The organism is Mesorhizobium sp. M0960, assembly GCF_040319055.1.
In the GTDB taxonomy this organism is placed as follows: Bacteria; Pseudomonadota; Alphaproteobacteria; order Rhizobiales; family Rhizobiaceae; genus Mesorhizobium.
Map to the genome: position 1 here is coordinate 319047 of NZ_JAMYNN010000003.1, position 18891 is coordinate 337937.

At 61.6% G+C, this 18891-nt stretch carries 16 protein-coding genes and 1 pseudogene; 9 read left to right on the plus strand and 8 right to left on the minus strand.

Annotation, left to right across the window (positions count from 1 at the left end; genetic code table 11):
- Positions 1-179 precede the first annotated feature (179 nt).
- Positions 180-926: a gamma-glutamylcyclotransferase gene (locus NKH63_RS09840; RefSeq protein ID WP_352481294.1), complete on the plus strand. Its 747-nt coding sequence runs from the start codon at positions 180-182 to the stop codon at positions 924-926.
- Here NKH63_RS09840 and NKH63_RS09845 read toward each other — a convergent pair.
- The 7 genes and pseudogenes from NKH63_RS09845 to NKH63_RS09875 form a co-directional block, all read right to left on the minus strand.
- On the minus strand, positions 913-2895 hold the full coding sequence (locus NKH63_RS09845; protein ID WP_352481295.1) for a glycoside hydrolase family 127 protein: 1983 nt from the start codon (positions 2893-2895) through the stop codon (positions 913-915). The genes NKH63_RS09840 and NKH63_RS09845 overlap by 14 nt on opposite strands.
- A gap of 27 nt (positions 2896-2922) precedes the next feature.
- Positions 2923-3780 carry a carbohydrate ABC transporter permease gene (locus tag NKH63_RS09850; protein ID WP_352481296.1) on the minus strand — a complete coding sequence of 286 codons (858 nt, stop codon included), beginning with the start codon at positions 3778-3780 and terminating at the stop codon, positions 2923-2925.
- Positions 3780-4709, minus strand: coding sequence for a carbohydrate ABC transporter permease (locus NKH63_RS09855; RefSeq protein WP_352481297.1), 930 nt, complete (start codon positions 4707-4709; stop codon positions 3780-3782). The genes NKH63_RS09850 and NKH63_RS09855 overlap by 1 nt, the downstream gene beginning before the upstream one ends.
- Positions 4710-5084: 375 nt before the next feature.
- Positions 5085-6338 carry an ABC transporter substrate-binding protein gene (locus NKH63_RS09860; RefSeq protein WP_352481298.1) on the minus strand — a complete coding sequence of 418 codons (1254 nt, stop codon included), beginning with the start codon at positions 6336-6338 and terminating at the stop codon, positions 5085-5087.
- An 83-nt stretch (positions 6339-6421) separates the two neighbouring features.
- Positions 6422-7477, minus strand: a complete 1056-nt coding sequence (locus tag NKH63_RS09865) for a LacI family DNA-binding transcriptional regulator (protein WP_352481299.1) — start codon at positions 7475-7477, stop codon at positions 6422-6424.
- A gap of 210 nt (positions 7478-7687) precedes the next feature.
- Entirely contained in the window at positions 7688-9079 is a 1392-nt protein-coding gene (locus tag NKH63_RS09870; RefSeq protein WP_352481300.1) for a DUF6600 domain-containing protein, read from the minus strand.
- 203 nt (positions 9080-9282) lie between these two features.
- Positions 9283-9489: pseudogene (locus tag NKH63_RS09875) on the minus strand (LacI family DNA-binding transcriptional regulator); the annotation flags it as partial.
- Positions 9490-10082: 593 nt separating this feature from the next.
- On the opposite strand from NKH63_RS09875, the gene NKH63_RS09880 reads away from it, so the two are divergent.
- The 7 genes from NKH63_RS09880 (at position 10083) to NKH63_RS09910 (ending at position 16354) form a co-directional block, all read left to right on the plus strand.
- Entirely contained in the window at positions 10083-10286 is a 204-nt protein-coding gene (locus NKH63_RS09880; RefSeq protein ID WP_352481301.1) for a hypothetical protein, read from the plus strand.
- A gap of 158 nt (positions 10287-10444) precedes the next feature.
- The gene (locus tag NKH63_RS09885; RefSeq protein ID WP_352481302.1) at positions 10445-11185 is read left to right on the plus strand and encodes a hypothetical protein; all 741 of its coding nucleotides are present in this window, start codon (positions 10445-10447) and stop codon (positions 11183-11185) included.
- A gap of 568 nt (positions 11186-11753) precedes the next feature.
- On the plus strand, positions 11754-12482 hold the full coding sequence (locus NKH63_RS09890; protein ID WP_352481303.1) for a hypothetical protein: 729 nt from the start codon (positions 11754-11756) through the stop codon (positions 12480-12482).
- Positions 12475-12891: a hypothetical protein gene (locus tag NKH63_RS09895; protein WP_352481304.1), complete on the plus strand. Its 417-nt coding sequence runs from the start codon at positions 12475-12477 to the stop codon at positions 12889-12891. Before NKH63_RS09890 ends, NKH63_RS09895 begins: the two co-directional genes overlap by 8 nt.
- A 53-nt stretch (positions 12892-12944) precedes the next feature.
- Positions 12945-13727, plus strand: coding sequence for a hypothetical protein (locus NKH63_RS09900; protein WP_352917834.1), 783 nt, complete (start codon positions 12945-12947; stop codon positions 13725-13727).
- Positions 13728-13876: 149 nt separating this feature from the next.
- On the plus strand, positions 13877-15607 hold the full coding sequence (locus NKH63_RS09905) for an adenylate/guanylate cyclase domain-containing protein (RefSeq protein WP_352481319.1): 1731 nt from the start codon (positions 13877-13879) through the stop codon (positions 15605-15607).
- A gap of 210 nt (positions 15608-15817) precedes the next feature.
- On the plus strand, positions 15818-16354 hold the full coding sequence (locus tag NKH63_RS09910) for a dihydrofolate reductase family protein (protein ID WP_352481306.1): 537 nt from the start codon (positions 15818-15820) through the stop codon (positions 16352-16354).
- 554 nt (positions 16355-16908) lie between these two features.
- On the opposite strand, the gene NKH63_RS09915 is transcribed toward NKH63_RS09910, so the two are convergent.
- The gene (locus tag NKH63_RS09915; protein ID WP_352481719.1) at positions 16909-17814 is read right to left on the minus strand and encodes a LysR family transcriptional regulator; all 906 of its coding nucleotides are present in this window, start codon (positions 17812-17814) and stop codon (positions 16909-16911) included.
- A gap of 140 nt (positions 17815-17954) precedes the next feature.
- Between NKH63_RS09915 and NKH63_RS09920 the strand changes: the two genes are divergently transcribed.
- Entirely contained in the window at positions 17955-18851 is an 897-nt protein-coding gene (locus NKH63_RS09920; RefSeq protein WP_031193462.1) for an MBL fold metallo-hydrolase, read from the plus strand.
- Positions 18852-18891 lie beyond the last annotated feature (40 nt).

Sequence of the window (18891 nt, forward strand, 5' to 3'; positions counted from 1 at the left end):
GGCAGAGCGATGCGGTGCCGTGGCTGGAATTCGACGCGCAAAAGTCCGCCGCGTATTTTGTGCGATTCCGTCAAGCTGTTGTACACGACAGTTTTGAACCCTGATGCCGCGCCCGCGTACTCGGCCCTTGAGAATCCTCCAGCCTTCGGCAACATGGCGGCAAAGCTGAGAGTGTGAGGATGAGCAAGGTCATTTCCGCCGCATCGCGGCGTCAGTCGGCGCCGCGCAAGTCACCGATGGCGCTGACCGAGGCGCTGGTCGCCCGCACCTTGCGGGCGGTCGAGGACGCCGGGCCGACGCCGGGCATGGTCTACATGACCGATGCCGATTACGCGCGCATTCGCGACGAGGTGCTGGCCGGCGCGCCGGCCGGGCCGGTGAAGCTGTTCGCCTATGGTTCGCTGCTATGGAAGCCGGCCGGCGAGGTCAGGGGTGGCGAACGGGCCGTAGCGACGGGCTGGCACCGTTCGTTCTGTTTTACGGTGCAGCGCTTCAGGGGCACGGTGGAGCAGCCCGGCCTGATGATGGCGCTCGACCGCGGCGGCCAATGCCAGGGGATGGTGTTCGAGATCGCCGAGCCAGTGGCGGCTAATCTCGAAGCGCTGCTGCGCCGCGAGATGACCATCCTGCCGGCCGTCAACGTGCCGCGCTGGCTGCAGGTCAGGACGGGCGACGGCATGGGCCAAGCGCTTGGTTTCGTTGTCGATCCCGCCAATCCGCGCTATGCCGGCAAGCTCGAAAAGCGAGCGATAGCGGCGACCCTGGCCACGGCCGTCGGCCATTGGGGTTCGGGCGCCGAATATCTGTTCGAGACCATTCGCCATCTCGACGCCTGCGGCATCCGCGACCGCAATCTCTGGCAGCTGCAGGAACTTGTGGCCGAGGAGATCGGCCGGGCGCCGCCGTCGGGCTTTATTCGTCCCTGAGCCAGACCAGCATCTCGCCGGGATCGCGGTTGTCCCAGGCGAAGTACGGCACGGCGGTGACTTTCGCTTCCTCGACCGCCGGCGGTTCGGTGCGGTAGAGCCCCTCTTCCCAGTTTTCGAAAGCCTCCTTCTTGGCAATAGCCGAAAGTGTCACGACGCCGCCCAGAAGGTTCGGCTGCTTGTGTGTCTCGATGTCGGCCGTTCGCGGTAGAGCGATGCGGTGCAGCTGGCTGGAATTGTCGGTCTCTTCGATGCAATAGATCAGCGGTCCGCGCGCCAGTGCGACGCGGCCGATATCCTGCCGCACCTGCGGGTTGGCGTAGAGGCGGTCGACGGCCATTTCGAGATCGAGCTCGACGCGGTCGCCCTTGCGCCATTCGCGGCGGATCGCGGCATAGCCGTCACTGGTGACAGCATCCAGATCGATATCGGCGCCGTTGACCTTGAGCGTTGCCTTGCGGCACCAGGCCGGCAGCCGCAGGTGCAAGGTGAACTCGGTCGGCGCTTCCGGTTCGACGGAGATCGAGACCGCGCCGTCCCAGGGATAATTGCTGGTCTGGGTGAGCTCTATCTGCGCCCCGGCGATATCGAAACGAGCCGTGCCGTTTCCATAGAGGTGGACGGCAAGTGCTGTGTCCGACAGGCCATAGAAATAGCTGCCGATCGAGGCGACCATGCGCCCGACATTGGGCGGGCAGCACGGGCAGCGGTGCCATTTCCAGCGGTGGTGGGCGCCGCGGCTTTCGAGCGGATTTTCGTAGAAGAACAGCGAGCCGTCGAGCGACAGGCCCGAGATCGAGCCGTTGTAGAGCGCCCGCTCCATGATGTCGGCGTAGCGCGCATTTGGGCCCATGCCGAGCATGCGGCTTGCCCAGAACACTAGGCCGACCGAAGCACAGGTCTCGGCATAGGCGGTGTCGTTGGGCAGGTCGTAATCGGCGGTAAAACCCTCGTTGTGCGACGATGGCCCGAGACCGCCAGTCACGTAAAGGTTCTTGGTCATGAGATCGTCCCACAGCCGGTCGAGCGCCACCCGCAGCGTGTCGTCGCCATATTCGGTGGCGATGTCGGCCATGCCCGAATAGAGGTACATCGCCCGCACCGCATGGCCGACGACCTTGTCCTGCTCGCGAACGGGCTTGTGCGACTGGTTGTATTCGTAGGTCTTGAAGTGATAGGCCTTCGGGTCGGCGCCGCGGGCGCGCGCCTCCTCGTCGAAATAATGCGGCTGCTGGCCGCGCTGATCGATGAAGTATTTGGCAAGCTCCATGTATTTGCGCTCGCCCGTCACCCGCGCCAGCTTGACCAGCGCCAGCTCGATCTCCTCGTGGCCGCAATAGCCCTTCTTCTTGCCGGGCTCGGCACCGAATGTTTCTGCGATATGGTCGGCGTAGCGGCACATGATATCGAGCAGCTTGCGTTTGCCTGTGGCCTGGTAATAGGCGACCGCGCCTTCGATCAGGTGGCCGGCGCAATAGAGCTCGTGGCAATCGCGCAGATTGGTCCAGCGCAGGCCCGGCTGGATGCGCTGGTACCAGCTCGACAGATAGCCGTCGGGCTGCTGCAGCTTGCCATACATGTCGATGACGGCGTCGATCTTCTTCTCCAGCTCCTCGTTGCGGCGGCGGTAGAGCGAATAGGCGGCGGTCTCGATGGTCTTGCCCCAGTCGGAGTCCCAAAACATCTGGGTCGTCACCGTCGATCCGGTGAATTCGTTGCCGGCGGTGGCTGCCTCGTCCGGCGACGGTGAATGGAATGGAATGACGACGCCGGGCGACGGCCGGTCCGGATCGATCTGCTCGAGCATGCGCGCCTCGACGCAGCGATCGTAGAGGATGCCGGCGGTTTTGCTCGCGACGGCATCGACGCGGTCGCCCCAGAAGCCGCGCACGTCGACCTGCGGCACCGGCAGCGGACGGAAGGCGAGTTTTGGCTTGGCGCCCTGACTGGCGGATGGCGATGCGGTCATCAATTTACTCCGGTTCGGTTCGATTGGTCACTTGACGGCCCCTGCCATCAGGCCGCGGATGTAGAAGCGCTGCAGCAGCAGGAAGAGCACCAGGCACGGCACCATCATCACGGTGACGCCGGCCTGCACGGCGCCCCAGTCGATGGCGCCGAAGCGGCCGGACTGCAGTGCGGTCATCATGATCGGCAGCGTGAATTTGGACTGGTCGGTCATCAGCACGAGGGCCGCCAGAAACTCGTTCCAGGCGCCAAGGAAGGCAAACAGCGCGATGGTGACGATGCCCGGCCAGACCAGCGGCAGCATGACCCTAAGCAGCATGGTGACATTGTTGGCGCCGTCCATGCGCGCGGCCTCCTCGATCTCGCGCGGCACCGCGTCGAAGGCGTTGCGCATCATGAAGATTGAGAACGGCAGCTGCAGCGTGACGTAGACGCAGACCAGCCCGGTCAGCGTGTTGTGCAGGCCGATTTTTGTCAGCACCAGGAAGATCGGCGTCAGGATCGACTGGAACGGGATCATGATCGTCGACAGGATGACGACGAAGAGCAGGTTCTTCAGCGGAAAGCGGAAGCGCGAGAAACCGTAGCCGGCGAGCACGCTGACGATCACCGACAGCACCACCGTCATGACCGAGACATAGATGCTGTTTTGCGCCGGCAGCCAGAGGCCATCGCCGAAGGTGTTGAGCGTGGCGTAATTCTCTAGCGAAAAGCCCGTCGTCGGCCAGGGCGGCAGCGGCGGCTGGCGCGCCTCCTGCGCCGGCTTGAAGGCCGAAAGCACCGTCCAGGCGATCGGTGCCAGGAACAGAATGGATGCGATGATGCCGGTCGCATGCTCTGCGAACTGCATACCTATCCGGCGTTTGCGGCTGCGGGCCTGCGCCATCAGTCGACCCCCTCTGGCTGGCGCAGCAGCCGCAGCTGGATGAGGCTGAGCGCCACCAGGATGACCAGCAGGACCATCGAAAGCGCCGCGCCGTAGCCGAGCTTGAACGACACGAAGGACTGGTTGAAGATCCAGTAGACGGCGGTCAGCGTCTGGTTGCGCGGGCCGCCGCGCAGGATGATGTAGAACTGGTCGAAGGCAAGGATCGAGCCGGCCACCGACAGGATCAGCGCCAGCGCCAGCGTGCGGCGCATCAGCGGCAGGGTGATGGCGCGAAACCGCGCGAATGGCCCTGCCCCGTCGATCATCGCCGCCTCCTGCAGATCCGGCGGGATCGACTGCAGGCCGGTCATCAGGATGATCATGGTGAAGCCCGCCACCTTCCACACCACCATGGCGATGATCGACCAGAAGGCCGGCTGGAAGGTCGCCAGCAGATTGAATTTCTTTTCGGTCAGGCCAAGCTCGAAAGCGGCCGGGCTGAACAGGCCGGAATCGACATTGAGCAGCCACGACCACAAAAGGCTCGCCGAGGCGAAGCCGATGACCGCCGGCATGAAGAAGGACGTCCGGTAGAAGCCGGTCAGCTGCCGCGGCCTTTCGATGAACAGCGCCAGCGGAAAGGCGACGGCAAAGATCGCGATCGTCACCACCACCGTGTAATAGCCGGTGAACTTCAGCGCGTTCCAGAAACGGGTATCGCGCAGTATCGCCCAATAATTGTCGAGCCCGATGAAGCTATGCGCGCCCATCAGCGGCCAGTTGTGCAGCGACATCCAGGCGGTCATGCAAAGCGGCACGATGAAGAAGACGACGACAAGGGCAACGGCCGGCGCGACATAGAGCAGGCCGATCCACTGCCGGCGGCCGGCGCCGACCAGTTTGTATGCGCGTGCCGGGGTGGCGGTGGTTGCTGTGATGGTGGTCATGTCTGGCCGCTCGGTGGTTGAAGGGCAATCACATCGGGAGAATACCCCCACCCCCCGATTGCCAACCTAATGGGTATGGTCAATTCGGGGCAATCCGACCTCTCCCCGAGGGGAGAGGAGGTCGCCAGCGTTGACGCCAGCCTCTTCTCCCCAGCGGGGAGAAGGTGGCCGCGAAGCGGCCGGATGAGGGGGTCTTTTCTCAACGCGATAGCCCTGCTGTTAGCGCTGCGTCCCCCTCCCCCTTGAGGGGAGGGTCCGGCCGAAGGCCGGGGGTGGGGTCGTCTGCGAAGTGCGCCGACAGAAATGTCGAGCACTGCCGCGATGACCCCACCCGGACCTGCGGTCCGACCTCCCCTCGAGGGGGAGGTGGGCGCTTTACTTCTGCGGCGCCGAATCGATGATCGACTGCATCGTCTCCTGCGCGTTGGCGATGGCGCCGTCGACGTCTTCACCGAAGAAGACCTCGTTCATCATCTGGTTCCACGGACCGTTGGCCGAGTTGATCAGGTCGTTGAACACCACCGAATAGGGCGTGCGGCCCTTGGCCATGGCTTCGGCGGCGACCTTGTAGCGCGGGTCGAGGTCTTTCAGCGCCTCATTGGCGATGTCGCCGCGCACCGGCAGGCTGCCGTATTTCGCCAGGATGGTCTGGCCCTCGAGCGAATAGGCGAAGTCGAGAAACTCCTTCACCACCGCGACCTTGGTGGTGCCCTTGGTGACGACGAAATTATCGCCGCCGGCAAATGACGACCAGGCGCCGTCCTTGCCGGGCAGGAAGGTGATGCCGTAGTCGATATCGGGATATTGCGTGTTGAGCGCGCCGATGGCGAAGGCGCCGGACGGCGAGATGCCGATATTGCCGGTGGCGAAGGCGGCAAAGAAGTTGGAGCCGGTGTCGGTCTGCGCGCCTGAAGGCACCAGGTCTTTCTTGACCATCGAACGGTAGAGGTCGATGGCGCCGCGCATCTGCGGGGTGTCCAGCGTCGCCTTGGAGCCGTCCTCGGTCAGGATATCGCCGCCCGAGGCCCAGATCAGTGGCGTGAAGGTGAAGATGTTGCAGCCGCCGCAATTGCCGGAGAAGTAGAAGCCCTTGATGTCGCCGCCGAGCGCGTTGACCTTTTCGGCGTCGGCTTCGATTTCGGCCCAGTTGGTCGGGCCCTTTTCCGGATCGAGGCCGGCCTGCTTGAACAGCTTCTTGTTCCAGATCAGCACCGAGGAATCGGCCGAGAACGGCAGCCCGTAGATGCGGCCCTTATAGGTGCCGGTCTTGACATGCGCCGGCGACAGGCTGGCGAAATAGGGCAGCGATTTCGCCCAGTCGGTGATGTCCTCCAGCTGGCCGGCGGCGGCGAAGGACGGCGTGTAGATCAGGTCGAGCGACAGCGCATCGGGCGCCGTGCCGCCGGCGGCGGCAGCGCCGTATTTCGGGATGATTTCGGCGTTGGGGATGATGTCCAGCTTGATCTGGTTCTGATGCCCCTTGTTGAAGGCATCGACGATGCGCGGCATGAAGTTCGAGCCGTCGGCGCGAACCCAGATGTTGGCGGTATCGGCGGCGGCCGAGCCGACCGTCGCCAGCGTGCCCAAAATGCTCGCGGCGATGGCGAGCCCGGTAATGGTGGTTCTCATGCTTCTCCTCCACATGGTTTTAATTTAGCGTCTTAATTTAGCCGCGCCCCCAAGCGGGTGACTATCGACACGGCCCGTTTCGTTCAGCCGTCCGGCGGACGGCCGCATGACTGACGCACCACCAACCGGCACGGCAGTTTTCTAATGCCCGGCAGAGCGGGTTCGCCGCCGACGAGCGAAAGCAAGGCAAGGCCGGCCTCGCGGCCAAGTGCTGCGAGATTCATGTCGACCGAGGTCAGCGGCGGGCGGGTTGCCTCGGCGACGATCTGCCAATTGTCGAAACCGATGACGCCGACCTCGTCCGGCACGCCGATACCGCGCTCGCGCAAAGCGTCGATGACGCCGCGCGCGATCTGGTCGTTGCCGCAGAACACCGCATCGGGCTTTTCGCGCGTACCGTCGAAACCCTCGCCGTCGAACAGTCTTCTGACCGCCTCGTGGCCCCAGGCTTCCGACCATGGGCCGAGCAGCGGCTCCAAGACCGGCAGGCCGTTCTCGGCCAGCACCTCGCGATAGGCTTCGGCCCGGGCATGCACCACGGCAAAGCTCGCGGGACCGCTGACATGGGCGATGCGCCGTCGTCCGAGCCGGCAAAAATGCTCGACCGCCAGCCGCGCCCCGCCGGCATCGTCCGACACAAACGCGATGGCGTTGGGATCGGGCTCGGTGAAGGCGTAGATCGCCGGAATGCCGAGATTGGCGAGGTCGACCGGAAGATGGCGATCGATGCGCTTGCCGGTGGCGATGATGCCGTCGACGCGCTTGTCGAGCATGGCATCGACATGCAGCTGGGCAAGGCGTGGGTCGTCCTCGACATTGCACAGGAACACCGAGACGCCGGCATCGACCAGCGCATCGGAAACGCCGGCCATCAGCGGCAGCGAAAAGCGGCCATAGGTGTCGTTGGTCAACAGCCCGACGGTAAAAGAGCGCCGCCTGAGCAGGCTCTGCGCCAGGCTGTTCGGGCGAAAGCCAAGCCGCTGCGCCGTCTCGCGAATCCGGGTCCGCGTCTCGGCCGTCATCCGCCCCTGCCCGTTGAGGGCCTTTGAGGCCGTGGCGACGCTGACGCCAGCAAGGGCTGCCACCTCACGCAGGGTGACGGGCTGCTTGGCGGGCGTTGGCTGGACGTCGGACGCCATGATTTGGAATCGATCCTCCCGGTTGAGAAAAGCTTTTCTCTTATGGTCCGGCGGCTTGCTGGTTGATGAGGTCAGCGGGCGCGAGGCGGATTGGGAAAAGGTTTTCTCAGGGGTAGATTAGGACGAAGGATGTCGGGATGGCAAGGGGAGAATGGTCGCTCAGCGAGCACCGCGATCGAATAATCGCGGTGCCGCAGTCTACCCGTACGGCTAGCAGCTCTCAGTCTGCGGATCGCACGCCTTGTTTTTCTGCTTCTGTGGCTTGGCCGCCTGTTCCGGCTCGGCTTGCTGCTGCTCGGCGGGCTGCTCCTTGGCCTTCTGCTTTTCAGGCTTGGCCGCCTGCTCGGGCTCGGCCTGCTGCTCGGCGGCGGGCTGCTTCTTGGTCTTCGGCTTCTCAGGCTTGGCCGCCTGCTCCGGCTCGGCCTGCTGCTGTTCCGCGGCGGGCTGCTTCTTGGTCTTCTGCTTCTCAGGCTTGGCCGCCTGTTCCGGCTCGGCCTGCTGCTGTTCCGCGGCGGGCTGCTTCTTGGTCTTCTGCTTCTCAGGCTTGGCCGTCTGTTCGGGCTCAGCCTGCTGCTGTTCCGTGGCGGGTTGCTCCTTGGCCTTCGACTTCTCAGGCTTGGCTGCCTGCTCGGGTTCGGCCTGCTGCTGCCCGGCGGCGGGCTGCTCCTCGGTCGTCGGCTTCTCAGGCTTGGCGGTCTTTTCCGGTTCGGCCTGTTCGGTCGTTGCTGCGCCTTCGGTCGGCTTCGATTTGCGGCCAGCCTGAACCTGCTTCACCTCTTCGATGTCTTTGAGCTTAGCCGGTTTGGCATCGGCATCGGCTTTCACCTCACCTTCAAAGACCGTGACCGTATCGTTTTCCAATTTGCCGGCCTGTTCGGGCGCGTCGGTCTTGCTGACCTTGACGGCAGTCACCTCCTGGTTCGTCTCCTTCTCGATCACATCGACATCGATGACTTTGTTGATCACCACATTGTTCTGGATCGTCACGTCGCCGGCCGGCTCGGCCGCCTCGACGATGCGCACAAACTCGGGCTCATCACGGATAACGACGGTGGAAATGTCCGCAGCAAGGAATTCGCGGGTGGGGACCACAACCCAGTAATAATCCGGCGTCGTGTCGAAGGTCACCTCGATTGAAATCAGATCCGGATCGCGGCGCGGCGGCAGCGGAGCCCAAATCATGTGCTCCCTGTCACGACGCCAACTGACCCATGCCGGCGCCCAACGGGTGCCCGGAACCCAGTACCAGCCGATATCGTCGGCATAGCCCCACCGGCCGTAATGGTACGTCGCCCAGCCGAATGGCTCGTCGGATACCCACAGCCAGCCATACTGCTCGGTATAGGCCCAGTGTCCAACGGTATAGGGACGCCAATCGTCAGGCACATCAACCGGCACGAAAACGGTCGCTCCGTGATACGAGACCCAATCACCATAGGAAGACAGGTCTTCGTAGAATGTGCTGATCGAAACGGTGGTGGCAGCCCTTGCCTCGGACACGAGCGACAATGGCGCAATCGGGTTGGGAATCTCGACGACCGTCAGCAGACAGGCGCCACCGAGCATCAGTCGTACCGCATGGTGGGCAAGGACGCGTTTCATCGCAATCTTCCTCCGAAACAGATCGCCCTTCATCGTACAAACCCGCCGGCTGCCGGATTGTTCCACTTTGTTGACGTTACCCGCATCCCCCTCCGCAACGGCTTGGCATCGCACGATGATATTTGGGATCAGAGTTGCTTCACGAGGGCGGTGACCGTCACAATGCGCGCCGAAGGCGCGGCGATAGGTCGTTGGTCAGCGGGCCCGACGGTAAAGGAGCCGCCGCAACAGGCTCTGCGCCAGGCTGTTCGGGCGAAAGCCGAGCCGCTGCGCCGTCTCGCGAATACGGGTCCGCGTCTCGGCCGTCATCCGCCCCTGCCCGTTCAGCGTTTTAGACGCCGTGGCGACGCTGACACCATGGCCGCCACCTCGCGAAGGGTGACGGGCTGCTTGGCGGGCGTGATTTGGATATCGGTCTTCCCATTTGGGGCTGCGGGATGCTGAGTGGTGAGGTCAGCGGGTGCGGGGCGAGTTGGTAAAGGTTTTCTCAGGGGAAGATTAGGTGACGAATGGGGGATCGCAAGTGGGTAGCGACCGGGCGACGCGGTTGTTCGTCAATCCCCCTTGCGCCACTGCCGACGCTCTGCGACGCTTTGTGGACGTCTCAATCTGGCCGGAAGCGGACTGGCTGCTTCTGGTATAATGATGTCAGACGCGCCGTTCCACTATCTTCCCAGAACCTGAAGCTAAAAATTCCTTGAGCATGTTCGTTAGTGTGAAAATCGTATTTTACACTGACTGGCACATTCGACACATGTGATCTAACACTGACGAGAGAGCGCACCCTTCACACGGGGGGGGTTGCAGGTTCAATCCTGCATCGCCCACCATCCAATACTTTAAAAACGTCGGATGAATCGGCCTCTACGAAAATCAATGAATTTTGGTACTGGCGCGTAAGGGCTTTTCAGCCTCGTCGCCAACCTAAAGATTCTTGAAAACCTAACATTGACGCCGGTTAAAGCGTGTATCTTATAGGAGCCTCACAACTTTGGAGGCTTCAATGACATCCCTCGCAAACACGATCGAATTCATCGCCGGGCGCCGCGCCGGTTTATCAGACTGTGAAATCGCGGAAGCGATCTACGGTGAGCGCACCCAGCAGCTCGTCAACGGTGAATGCAGGTATTTGGAGCGGGCTGGCAAGCTGGAGCGCCGCCCACGGGCTGACGGTATCATCGGCAACTACCTGCCGTCTCAGTCATAGACCTCGGCTCCAAGCGCAGAATCTTGGCCGGAAGAACTCGACGCTCCCAGGTTCGCCACTGCTGCACCTACTTTGGGCGAGTGGCTGTGGGGGCGCGAAGCGCGGGTGCGAATAAACAGGCCTTCCTGTAGGATCACGTTTTGTGCCGTGAGGAAGCAATGCCAGAAGAATGGGTCGACCCAGACATCCTCGCCATGAAGCTTGATGACGGCGAAAAATCAGGGCTCCAGATCTACCGCAACTACACCCGAGCGTTCGAGAAGAGCGCAATCGACAAGTTTGTCCAGCAACTCGATTTGGAGGAGCTTGACCTTGGCGATCTGAGCACCGTCATTGAGAAAGTTGCATCCGAAGATGCCCGCTACGTGCCTGTCATCGTCTGCGCTTTCGCGGACGACGTCCTGAAAGGCGCCTTCAAAGCTGCACTCCCCGATGGAATCCCTGGCGGCAAGGCCGCTATGCTTAGCGGCTATGGTCCGCTATCCGATTTCGCTAAGCGCATTCAGCTCGCATACGCGTTTGACGTGTTGTCTGCCGATCTCATGACGAATCTGGATCACGTCCGCTCAGTGCGCAACAAGCTCTCACACAGCTGGGACATCAACGACGTTAAGGACTTCTTTGAAAAAGGCCGTCTTGCCGACATGTACCCAGTCGAAAAGCTACTGCTGGACCATGAGCAGTTCCCGGACGTTGCAGGTCCGTTCGAGCCGATAGCATCGTTTCGCATCAGAATGGCGTGGGTGCTCGCACGTTTGGTTTACGAAGCTGCTGCCTATGGTCGTGCCAAGGCGTTGCGCTTGAAGCCCAGCGAAGCGCTTTATAGAAGGCCTCCCTCAAAGTGGCTTAGGCTAGTTTCTAAAATTGCACTCGATGCGACGTTGAGACTTGTGGCCTAGCGACCATCAGTATGTGGTCGGCTATGCAACCTCACCTTGGTACTCTCGCCGCTCATCCTGACGTGCCAAGGTCATCAGTCTACCGCGTATTGAGTTCGACTTCCGGCCCATTATCTTGGCGATCTGAGTATGTGTCTTTCCTTGGCCCTCAAGCTCAAGGAGCACGCGATCATCCTCCGGGCCTCGAACTGGGAGCCGTTCCGCACATAGGTGTAGTTGGATGGAGTTCTGGGCCTCCAATTCCTCGGCGGGACACCTCCCTTTTCAATGCCAAGCTTCAACAGGTTGAAGCCGCGCGCCGCCCAGCACCTCATCAATGCAGAGCGCCTCCCGTCTTGTTGTCCGGGGTGCTGAACTTCGTCTCGTTAGAGCTCGGTCCGCGCCTCGCCCGCCGCGTGGGGGCGTCCACCTTCTCCCAATTGAGTTTCTTGCTCATCGGCCCCTCCTTTGCGCAACCATCAAATAACACAGCGGGATAAGCTACTCAAAAGGTCGTCGCGACTTGCTCTGCTTACTTCGTACAGATAGACAATATGCATATTTTTTCAGCATTTGTTGCGGGGTCTAAGTGGCAGAAGATGGGAAAGAACTGCGCGACCGTCTAGGGCGTGCAATAGAGCATTTGGACAGGGAGTGGGTCAAAGCAGACCGGCTTCTTGTGATTGCCGGCAATGCCCGTCGGGAATTGAGCTATGTCCCGTTGTTTCAGCAGAGGCATGCGGGCAACTACGCCCGGCACGCGCTCAACGCATTAGCTAATAACCGGCATTCGAACGCATTAAGCGCTGTCTATGAAGCAGTACAAAGCTGTGAAAGATCCCAATTCGACTCTGTTCAAGGGCTGGTGGCCTATCTCAATACGTCCGTGGACAGGGCGGTCTCAACTTATTCATCCGAACGCCTGGAGAAGCTTAATCCGCAGTTCGGTGAGTTTGTCGCCACGGTGAAGCACTTCGTAGAACTGGCTAAAAACAAGAGACCCCCAGACCCGGCAGATTTGGCGTTGATGCCAGAACACGATGAATTGGAAAACGTTGATGCGATTGACAGGCTGGTAAAATATTCGACTGAACTGAAGCTTCCTCCGAAGACGCTGGCGGGCCGAAAATTCACTAGGTGGATTATGAGCCTCACTATGGTCACGTCGACGGCCGTGGCGCTGCTGGCAGTCTACGCTCTTGCTATAGCAGGATCGTTCAGGGATCTGTCGATCTATGCGCAATTTGCGTTGGTGACCCTAGGTTTGATGACCGCCGTGTTAGCTTTCCTGTTTAGGGTGGTGGCCAAGGATGATTGATCCGCCAACCTCTCCGCTAGATGTCGGACGCTGGATGCTGGCTTTGTCGGTCATCTATCTCGTCTTCAGGGGGACAGTCAGCTACAATCGCAAAGCGGCGCTGTGGCATTCCGCCTTTGTCTTCGACGCTCTCCTATTCGCGACCTCTGTAATGCTGCTGGTGGGTGTCTGGTTTCCGGCCACCCTAAAGGCTCTCGGTGACCTCACCATCTATTTGGTGCTCGCTGGGATGTCTGGCATTGGTTCAAGCCTCGGCTCAGCCTTGAAGAAGGACGGGGTAGCCGTGCCTGCCCACGCGCCGGAGCCGCCAGACTTTAAGCACCTGGTGCCGCGAGAGGAGCTGATTGAGATCGTGAAGGAGGCCAATCCACTTCATGACGCCGTCGAGGACGATGTCGAGAACGAATAGACGACCTACACCACGCCGTTTGGGCTGGTTGATATCAAGCGCTGAGGAACCCAATGGCAGATGATACCCTTCAGATTTCATTCCAGAACGAAAAACCATTGCCAGTCGGGGAACTGGGGAAACTCCTTGAAGATCTGGGTGGCGACTATCATCGGGTCACCGGTAGCCATCTCGTTCTTTCGAACGTCATAACCGGATCAACCCTGCTTATTCTGCAGGATGTAATCACCACGGTGGGAAGCGGAGCCGAGACAGTCTCTGCCGTACTCGCAGCGGCTGAAAATCTGCATTCGTTTTCCAAAAGACTAAAAGATTATCTCAAATCCTCAAAAACACCTCCTATCCTCTCCGACGCCTACAAGCACCCATCGCCAGTAATGAAGACAGGTGAGAGGCTGGCGAAGATTTCAATTGAGCAGAAAACTCCGTTCGGGCTGAAATACCACCGTGACGACAAGGGTGAGAGTATCGAGTTTAACTACAACCCGTCCGAAGCCGCTGAGATCCGGGAGAACATCAAGCTTGAGAGAATGATGCGCAAGGAGGCACTAACGACTTCACGGCTTCGGATAGCGGGACCGGCTCCCCAATATAGGCTTGAAGGACCGTCAACCAACGCTCAGGACGCGCAGAGCTTTAGGGTGCCGGCACTAGGGGCTGACCAGAGTGAGGCGGCGGTTTTGATCTGGGTCAATGTCTTAAAGGATAATGGCCTAGAATGGTTTTTGCCCAAACTCGCAGACGACTTTGAAGGTCAGGGAAATTACGAAGTGGCGAGAATTATCCGAACGCAGATCTTGGGGGATGATAAAGGCACCGTCAGCGTCACCGAGTAAACACTACCCTGCGATGAAAGCGCCTCCACCGAGCCCGACCAGAAACGTTCCGACGTTGATTATCACCGTCTAACTTCTTGATTCAGCCACAAGCCCAAATTGCTGGATTTGGCAGCCCAGGAAGCGTAGGCTTGGTTTTTGGTTCAGCGATGGAACAGAGACTAGCCGCAATTCTGGCTTCCGATATGGCGGGCTACAGTCGGCTAATGGAGGCCGATGAATCCGGCACGCTCGCACGCCTTCGCACCCATCGCATAGAGCTGGTCGATCCCGCCATCGCCAAGAACAAGGGCCGGATCATCAAGACCACCGGAGACGGCATGCTCGTTGAGTTCCAGAGCGTGACTGATGCCGTGAAATGCGCCGTGGAAATCCAACAGCGCATGAAACGGCGCAATTCGGATGTACCGCAAGAACGGCGCATCGAATTCAGGATCGGCATAAATCTCGGCGACATCATTTTCGACGATGACGACATTTTCGGCGACGGCGTCAATATTGCCTCGCGCATCGAGCAACTCGCCGACGTCGGCGGTATCTGCGTGACCGCAGCGGTGGCGACCCAAATTGCCGACCGTCTCGAAATCGCCATGGAGGACCTGGGCGAGAAGACGTTAAAGAACATCAGCCGCCCGGTTCGCCTCTATCGCGTTGGGTTTGACAGTCCTGTCCTGCCACAAGTCGAGGCAAAGCGATCCATCTCGAAACCTTCGATAGTGGTGCTGCCATTCAGCAACATGAGCGGCGACCCCGAGCAGGAATTTTTCGCGGACGGACTGACCGAGGACATCATCACCGAACTGTCCCGCCACCATGAGTTGTTCGTCATCTCGCGCAATTCCGCCTTCGTCTACAAGAACCGCGCCGTGAATGTGCGCGAGGTGGCCGAAAAACTCGACGTCCAGTACCTGGTGGAGGGAAGCGTCCGCAAGATCGGCGACAGGGTGCGCGTGACGGTTCAGCTCATCGACACGGCGAATGACGCACATATTTGGGCAGACAAATATGACCGGAAGCTGGTCGACATATTCGCGATTCAGGATGAGGTGACCGCGGCGATCGCAGCCACGCTGCCCGGTCGTGTCGAGGCGGCTCAGCGGGACCAGCTCGCGCGCGCGAAACCTGCAAACATGGCCGCGTATGAATGTGTGCTTGCTGCCAAGGTGCTGCATCACCGAAGCACGATTGCGGATAATGAACGCGCGCAAACCTTGATAGAAAGGGCCGTCACCCTCGACCCCGATTATGCCCATGCCCATGCCTGGCGGGCCTGCATTCTTGGCCAGGCCTGGGTCCATAACTGGTGCGAAGACAGGGATGCCGTCTGGAACAACGTTATGGCAGCGCTGGACAGGGCGCTGGCGCTGGACAACAACGATGCCGATGTCCACCGCATCCTCGCGGCAGTGAACGTGAACAACAATGAGCTGACCACAGCGCGCTACCATCAAGAGCGGGCGCTGGCCCTCAATCCCAATTACGACCTCGTGGTGGTGCAGCAAGGCGAGTTATTGACATGGCTGGGGAGGCCGGAAGAGGGAATCGAATGGATCCGCAAGGCAATGCAGTTGAACCCGCACCACCCGGAGAGATTCTGGAGCCATCTGGGAAAGGCGCATTTCGCCGCGCGCCAGTATGGCGAGGCGATCGAAGCTTTCATGCATCTGTCAACCATGGACTCGGTTCAGCACGCTTTCGCCGCTGCCTGCTACGGCTGGCTCGGTGACGAAATCGCGGCTGCGGCGCATCTGGGCAAGATCAGAACGCTCGATCCCCAATTCGACCTCGATCCATTTATCGCCACCCTGCACTTTGCCCAGGAGTCTGACGTGCAGCACGTCCGCGAAGGACTGCTGAAAGCCGGTATTGCCAAGCTGTAGGCAGCCCGTAACTACTAACCAGACCCGATAGGGGCCCGACGCGGACCTTGTGGCATGACCGAACGACGGGCAGGTCGGAGACGCTTTTCCCACGGTGTCGGTCTTTGGAAGCGAATGGGGAAAGCCCCTCCCCCTGACAACGCGCGGCGCTAGTTGACGGCGCAGTTCGCATAAGGCCCGCACGGCCGCGCCAACAGAAGGGAACCCGCCATGAGAAAACTCATCATCACCGAATTCATCAGCGTCGATGGCATTGCCGAGGTTGAAAAGCTGCCGAGCGTGGCCTGGAACGATGAAATGCAAAAATTCAAGGACGACGAGCTTGCCGACAGCGGCGCCATGCTTTTGGGGCGCACGACTTATCAGATCTTTGCCGGCTCGTGGCCCAAGGAGACCGGAGATTTCGCCGACCGGTTCAATGCGCTGCCGAAATATGTCGCGTCGACCAGTTTGACGGCGCTGGACTGGCAGCCGGCCGAGCTGCTGACTGGCGCGTTGCCGGACGCGGTCAGAGGGCTGAAGCAAGGCAGCGGCGGCAACATCTATGTGCATGGCAGCCTCAGCGTCGCGCAGGAACTGCTGCGCCACGGCCTTGTCGACCGCATCCGGCTGCTCAGCTACCCCGGTGCTGTCGGCCAGGGCAAGCTGCTGTTCCCGCCCGGCGCGCAATTGCCGCTCGAGCTGGTGTTTGCCAGGCAATTCAGCAACGGCGTGGTGGCGCTGGAGTATGCGGCGGGGAAGGCGTGATGAGCCAATCTCCCCCCTCGTGGGGGAGATGCCCGGCAGGGCAGAGGGGGGCGCGAAAGAACGCCGGCCTTCGTTTCAACGTGTGATGAGCTGGAACTTGCGCGGGTACGCTAATGCCATCGACTGATAGGTCGGCGGGACAGCGCCCCCCTCTGGCCTGCCGGCCATCTCCCCACGTGGGGGGAGATCGCGGCTTCCGCCTTGGCGCTCATCCTGCAATGCTGGCGAAAGCGCCGATGACAGCCAATCTCCCCCCTGAGGGTCCCCTTGAGGGGGAGATGCCCGGCAGGGCAGAGGGGGGCGCGAAAGAACGCCGGCCTTCGTTTCAACTGTAGCAATCGCATAGGGCCAAGGCCCCCCTCACCCGGTTTCCCACCCTAATTGCGAAGGTAAATGCGGGGCAATCCGACCTCTCCCCGAGGGGAGAGGAGGTCGCCGGCGTTGACGCCAGCCTCTTCTTCCCAGCGGGGAGAAGGTGGCCGCGAAGCGGCCGGATGAGGGGGGCCCCCTATGCGATAGCCCTGCCGTTGGGGGGGAGATCGCTGCTTCGCCCATCAGCGCCCCCGCCCGCCTGCCTCCAGCTTCTGCTCGGCCGCAATCAGCATCTCGACAAACCTCGTCACCTTGGGCGGGCGGAAGCGGGCGGCGGGGTAGACTGTGTAGATGCCGCCGGAGGTCAGCCGCCATTCGGGCAGGACCTGCACCAGCCGCCCTGCGGCCAGCTCGTCCCGCACCAAAAAGTCCGGCAGCACCGACAGGCCGGCGCCGGCGCGGACGGCCGCCAGCACTGCCGGCGTCGCGTCAATGGCGATCGTTGCCTGCATGCGCACGACCTGCTGCTCGTTGTCGCCGCGCGAAAATTGCCATAGCAGCGGTTCGCGCAGCGCCATGTTGGCGATGAAGGGCAGCCCGGCAAGGTCTTGCGGTTCCCCGGCCGTGAACCGGCCTTCAAACCCGGCGCCGCACACCATGAATTGTTGGAAGGTGCCGATGCGCCGCGCCTGCAGGCTGGAATCGGCCAGCCAGCCGACGCGGATGGCCACGTCGATGTGGCCGGAAACCAGGTCGATCGTCTCGTCGCCCAGCGTCAGCTCCACCCGGCAGGCGGGATAGCGCGCGCTGAAGGCGGCGACCACCGGCACCACCGCCGACGTGCCGTAGTCGTTGGACGCCGCGATGCGCAGCGTGCCGGTCGGCTCGGCGGCGGCCTGCGCGAGCTCGTCGAAGGCATCCTCGGCCTGCTGCAGAACCTGCAGGCAGCGGGCATGGAATGTCCGGCCGGCCTCGGTCGGATGGACGCGGCGCGTCGTGCGGATCAGCAGCGTCGTTCCGACATCGAGCTCCAGCCGCGCCACCTGTTGGCTGACGACCGCCTTGGTGATGCCCAGCCGCTCGGCGGCCCGCGTGAACGAGCCGGCGTCGACCACCGCCGCGAAATAGGCCAGCCGGTTCAGGTTCATGCGTGGCTCATGGCAGATGCAGCCCCATTGTCAGGCGAAAGCATACATTACGTCTATTTTGTCGGCCTTCAATATGCATTCCGTTTTTGCCATCTTGCGGGCATCGAGGCCGCCGAATTCCGCATTCCCAGGAGACATCCATGTTCACACGGAGAAGCATCATGAAAACCACCCTCGCCGCCGGCGCTGCCGCGGTCTTTGCTCCCGCCGGGCTTGGCCATGCGGCCAGCGGGCTTTCCTGGAAGCATTTTCCCGCCGGCGAAAACGGCTTCTTCCGCGCCCCGGTGCTGGTCTCCGGCGCCACCGAAGCCGTGCTGATCGATTCCGGTTTCACCTACCCCGACGGCCGGGCCGTGGCCGAGGCGATCAAGGCGACCGGCAAGACGCTCACCACCATCTATGTCAGCCAGTCCGACCCCGACTATTATTTCGGCCTCAAGCGGATCAAGCAGACGTTCCCGCAGGCACGGGTGATCGCCGCAGCCGAGACGGTGGCCGCCATCAACGGCAATGTCGAAAAGAAGCTCGCCGTCTGGGGGCCGCAGCTGAAGGAAAATGGCCCGCAGGCGCTGGCCGACGTCGTCATCCCGGAAGCGTTCGACGGCAAGACGCTCAGCGTCGACGGCGAGAGCATCGAGATCGTCGCCGCGGAAGGCCTCGGCAACCGGCGCTATCTGTTCGTGCCGTCGCTGAACGCGGTGTTCGGCGGGGTGATGATCTTTGCCGGCGTGCATGTCTGGACCGCCGACACCCCGACCAGGGAACTGCGCGCCGCCTGGCTGGCCAACCTCGAAAAGATCGCGGCGCGCAAGCCGGCGATCGTCGTGCCTGGGCACATGACGCCTGGGGCGGCGACCGACCTTTCGGGCGTCGAGCACACAAAAACCTATCTCATCGCCTTCGAGGAAGAACTGGCCAAGGCCAAGGACGCTGCCGCGCTGAAGAGCGCCATGGAAGCCCGCTTCCCCGGCCTCGGCATGGGGGTTGCGCTCGACATCGGCTCCAAGGTCGCCACCGGCGAGATGAAGTGGGGCTGAGATTGGCGCCAATCTCGAGCTGATCCGCACCACTTACGAA

Coding starts and splice junctions, on each gene's coding strand:
- NKH63_RS09840 (WP_352481294.1), top strand. CDS start 180: ATGAGCAAGGTCATTTCCGCCGCATCGCGGCGTCAGTCGGCGCCGCGC.
- NKH63_RS09845 (WP_352481295.1), bottom strand. CDS start 2,895: ATGACCGCATCGCCATCCGCCAGTCAGGGCGCCAAGCCAAAACTCGCC.
- NKH63_RS09850 (WP_352481296.1), bottom strand. CDS start 3,780: ATGGCGCAGGCCCGCAGCCGCAAACGCCGGATAGGTATGCAGTTCGCA.
- NKH63_RS09855 (WP_352481297.1), bottom strand. CDS start 4,709: ATGACCACCATCACAGCAACCACCGCCACCCCGGCACGCGCATACAAA.
- NKH63_RS09860 (WP_352481298.1), bottom strand. CDS start 6,338: ATGAGAACCACCATTACCGGGCTCGCCATCGCCGCGAGCATTTTGGGC.
- NKH63_RS09865 (WP_352481299.1), bottom strand. CDS start 7,477: ATGGCGTCCGACGTCCAGCCAACGCCCGCCAAGCAGCCCGTCACCCTG.
- NKH63_RS09870 (WP_352481300.1), bottom strand. CDS start 9,079: ATGAAACGCGTCCTTGCCCACCATGCGGTACGACTGATGCTCGGTGGC.
- NKH63_RS09880 (WP_352481301.1), top strand. CDS start 10,083: ATGACATCCCTCGCAAACACGATCGAATTCATCGCCGGGCGCCGCGCC.
- NKH63_RS09885 (WP_352481302.1), top strand. CDS start 10,445: ATGCCAGAAGAATGGGTCGACCCAGACATCCTCGCCATGAAGCTTGAT.
- NKH63_RS09895 (WP_352481304.1), top strand. CDS start 12,475: ATGATTGATCCGCCAACCTCTCCGCTAGATGTCGGACGCTGGATGCTG.
- NKH63_RS09900 (WP_352917834.1), top strand. CDS start 12,945: ATGGCAGATGATACCCTTCAGATTTCATTCCAGAACGAAAAACCATTG.
- NKH63_RS09905 (WP_352481319.1), top strand. CDS start 13,877: ATGGAACAGAGACTAGCCGCAATTCTGGCTTCCGATATGGCGGGCTAC.
- NKH63_RS09910 (WP_352481306.1), top strand. CDS start 15,818: ATGAGAAAACTCATCATCACCGAATTCATCAGCGTCGATGGCATTGCC.
- NKH63_RS09915 (WP_352481719.1), bottom strand. CDS start 17,814: ATGAACCTGAACCGGCTGGCCTATTTCGCGGCGGTGGTCGACGCCGGC.
- NKH63_RS09920 (WP_031193462.1), top strand. CDS start 17,955: ATGTTCACACGGAGAAGCATCATGAAAACCACCCTCGCCGCCGGCGCT.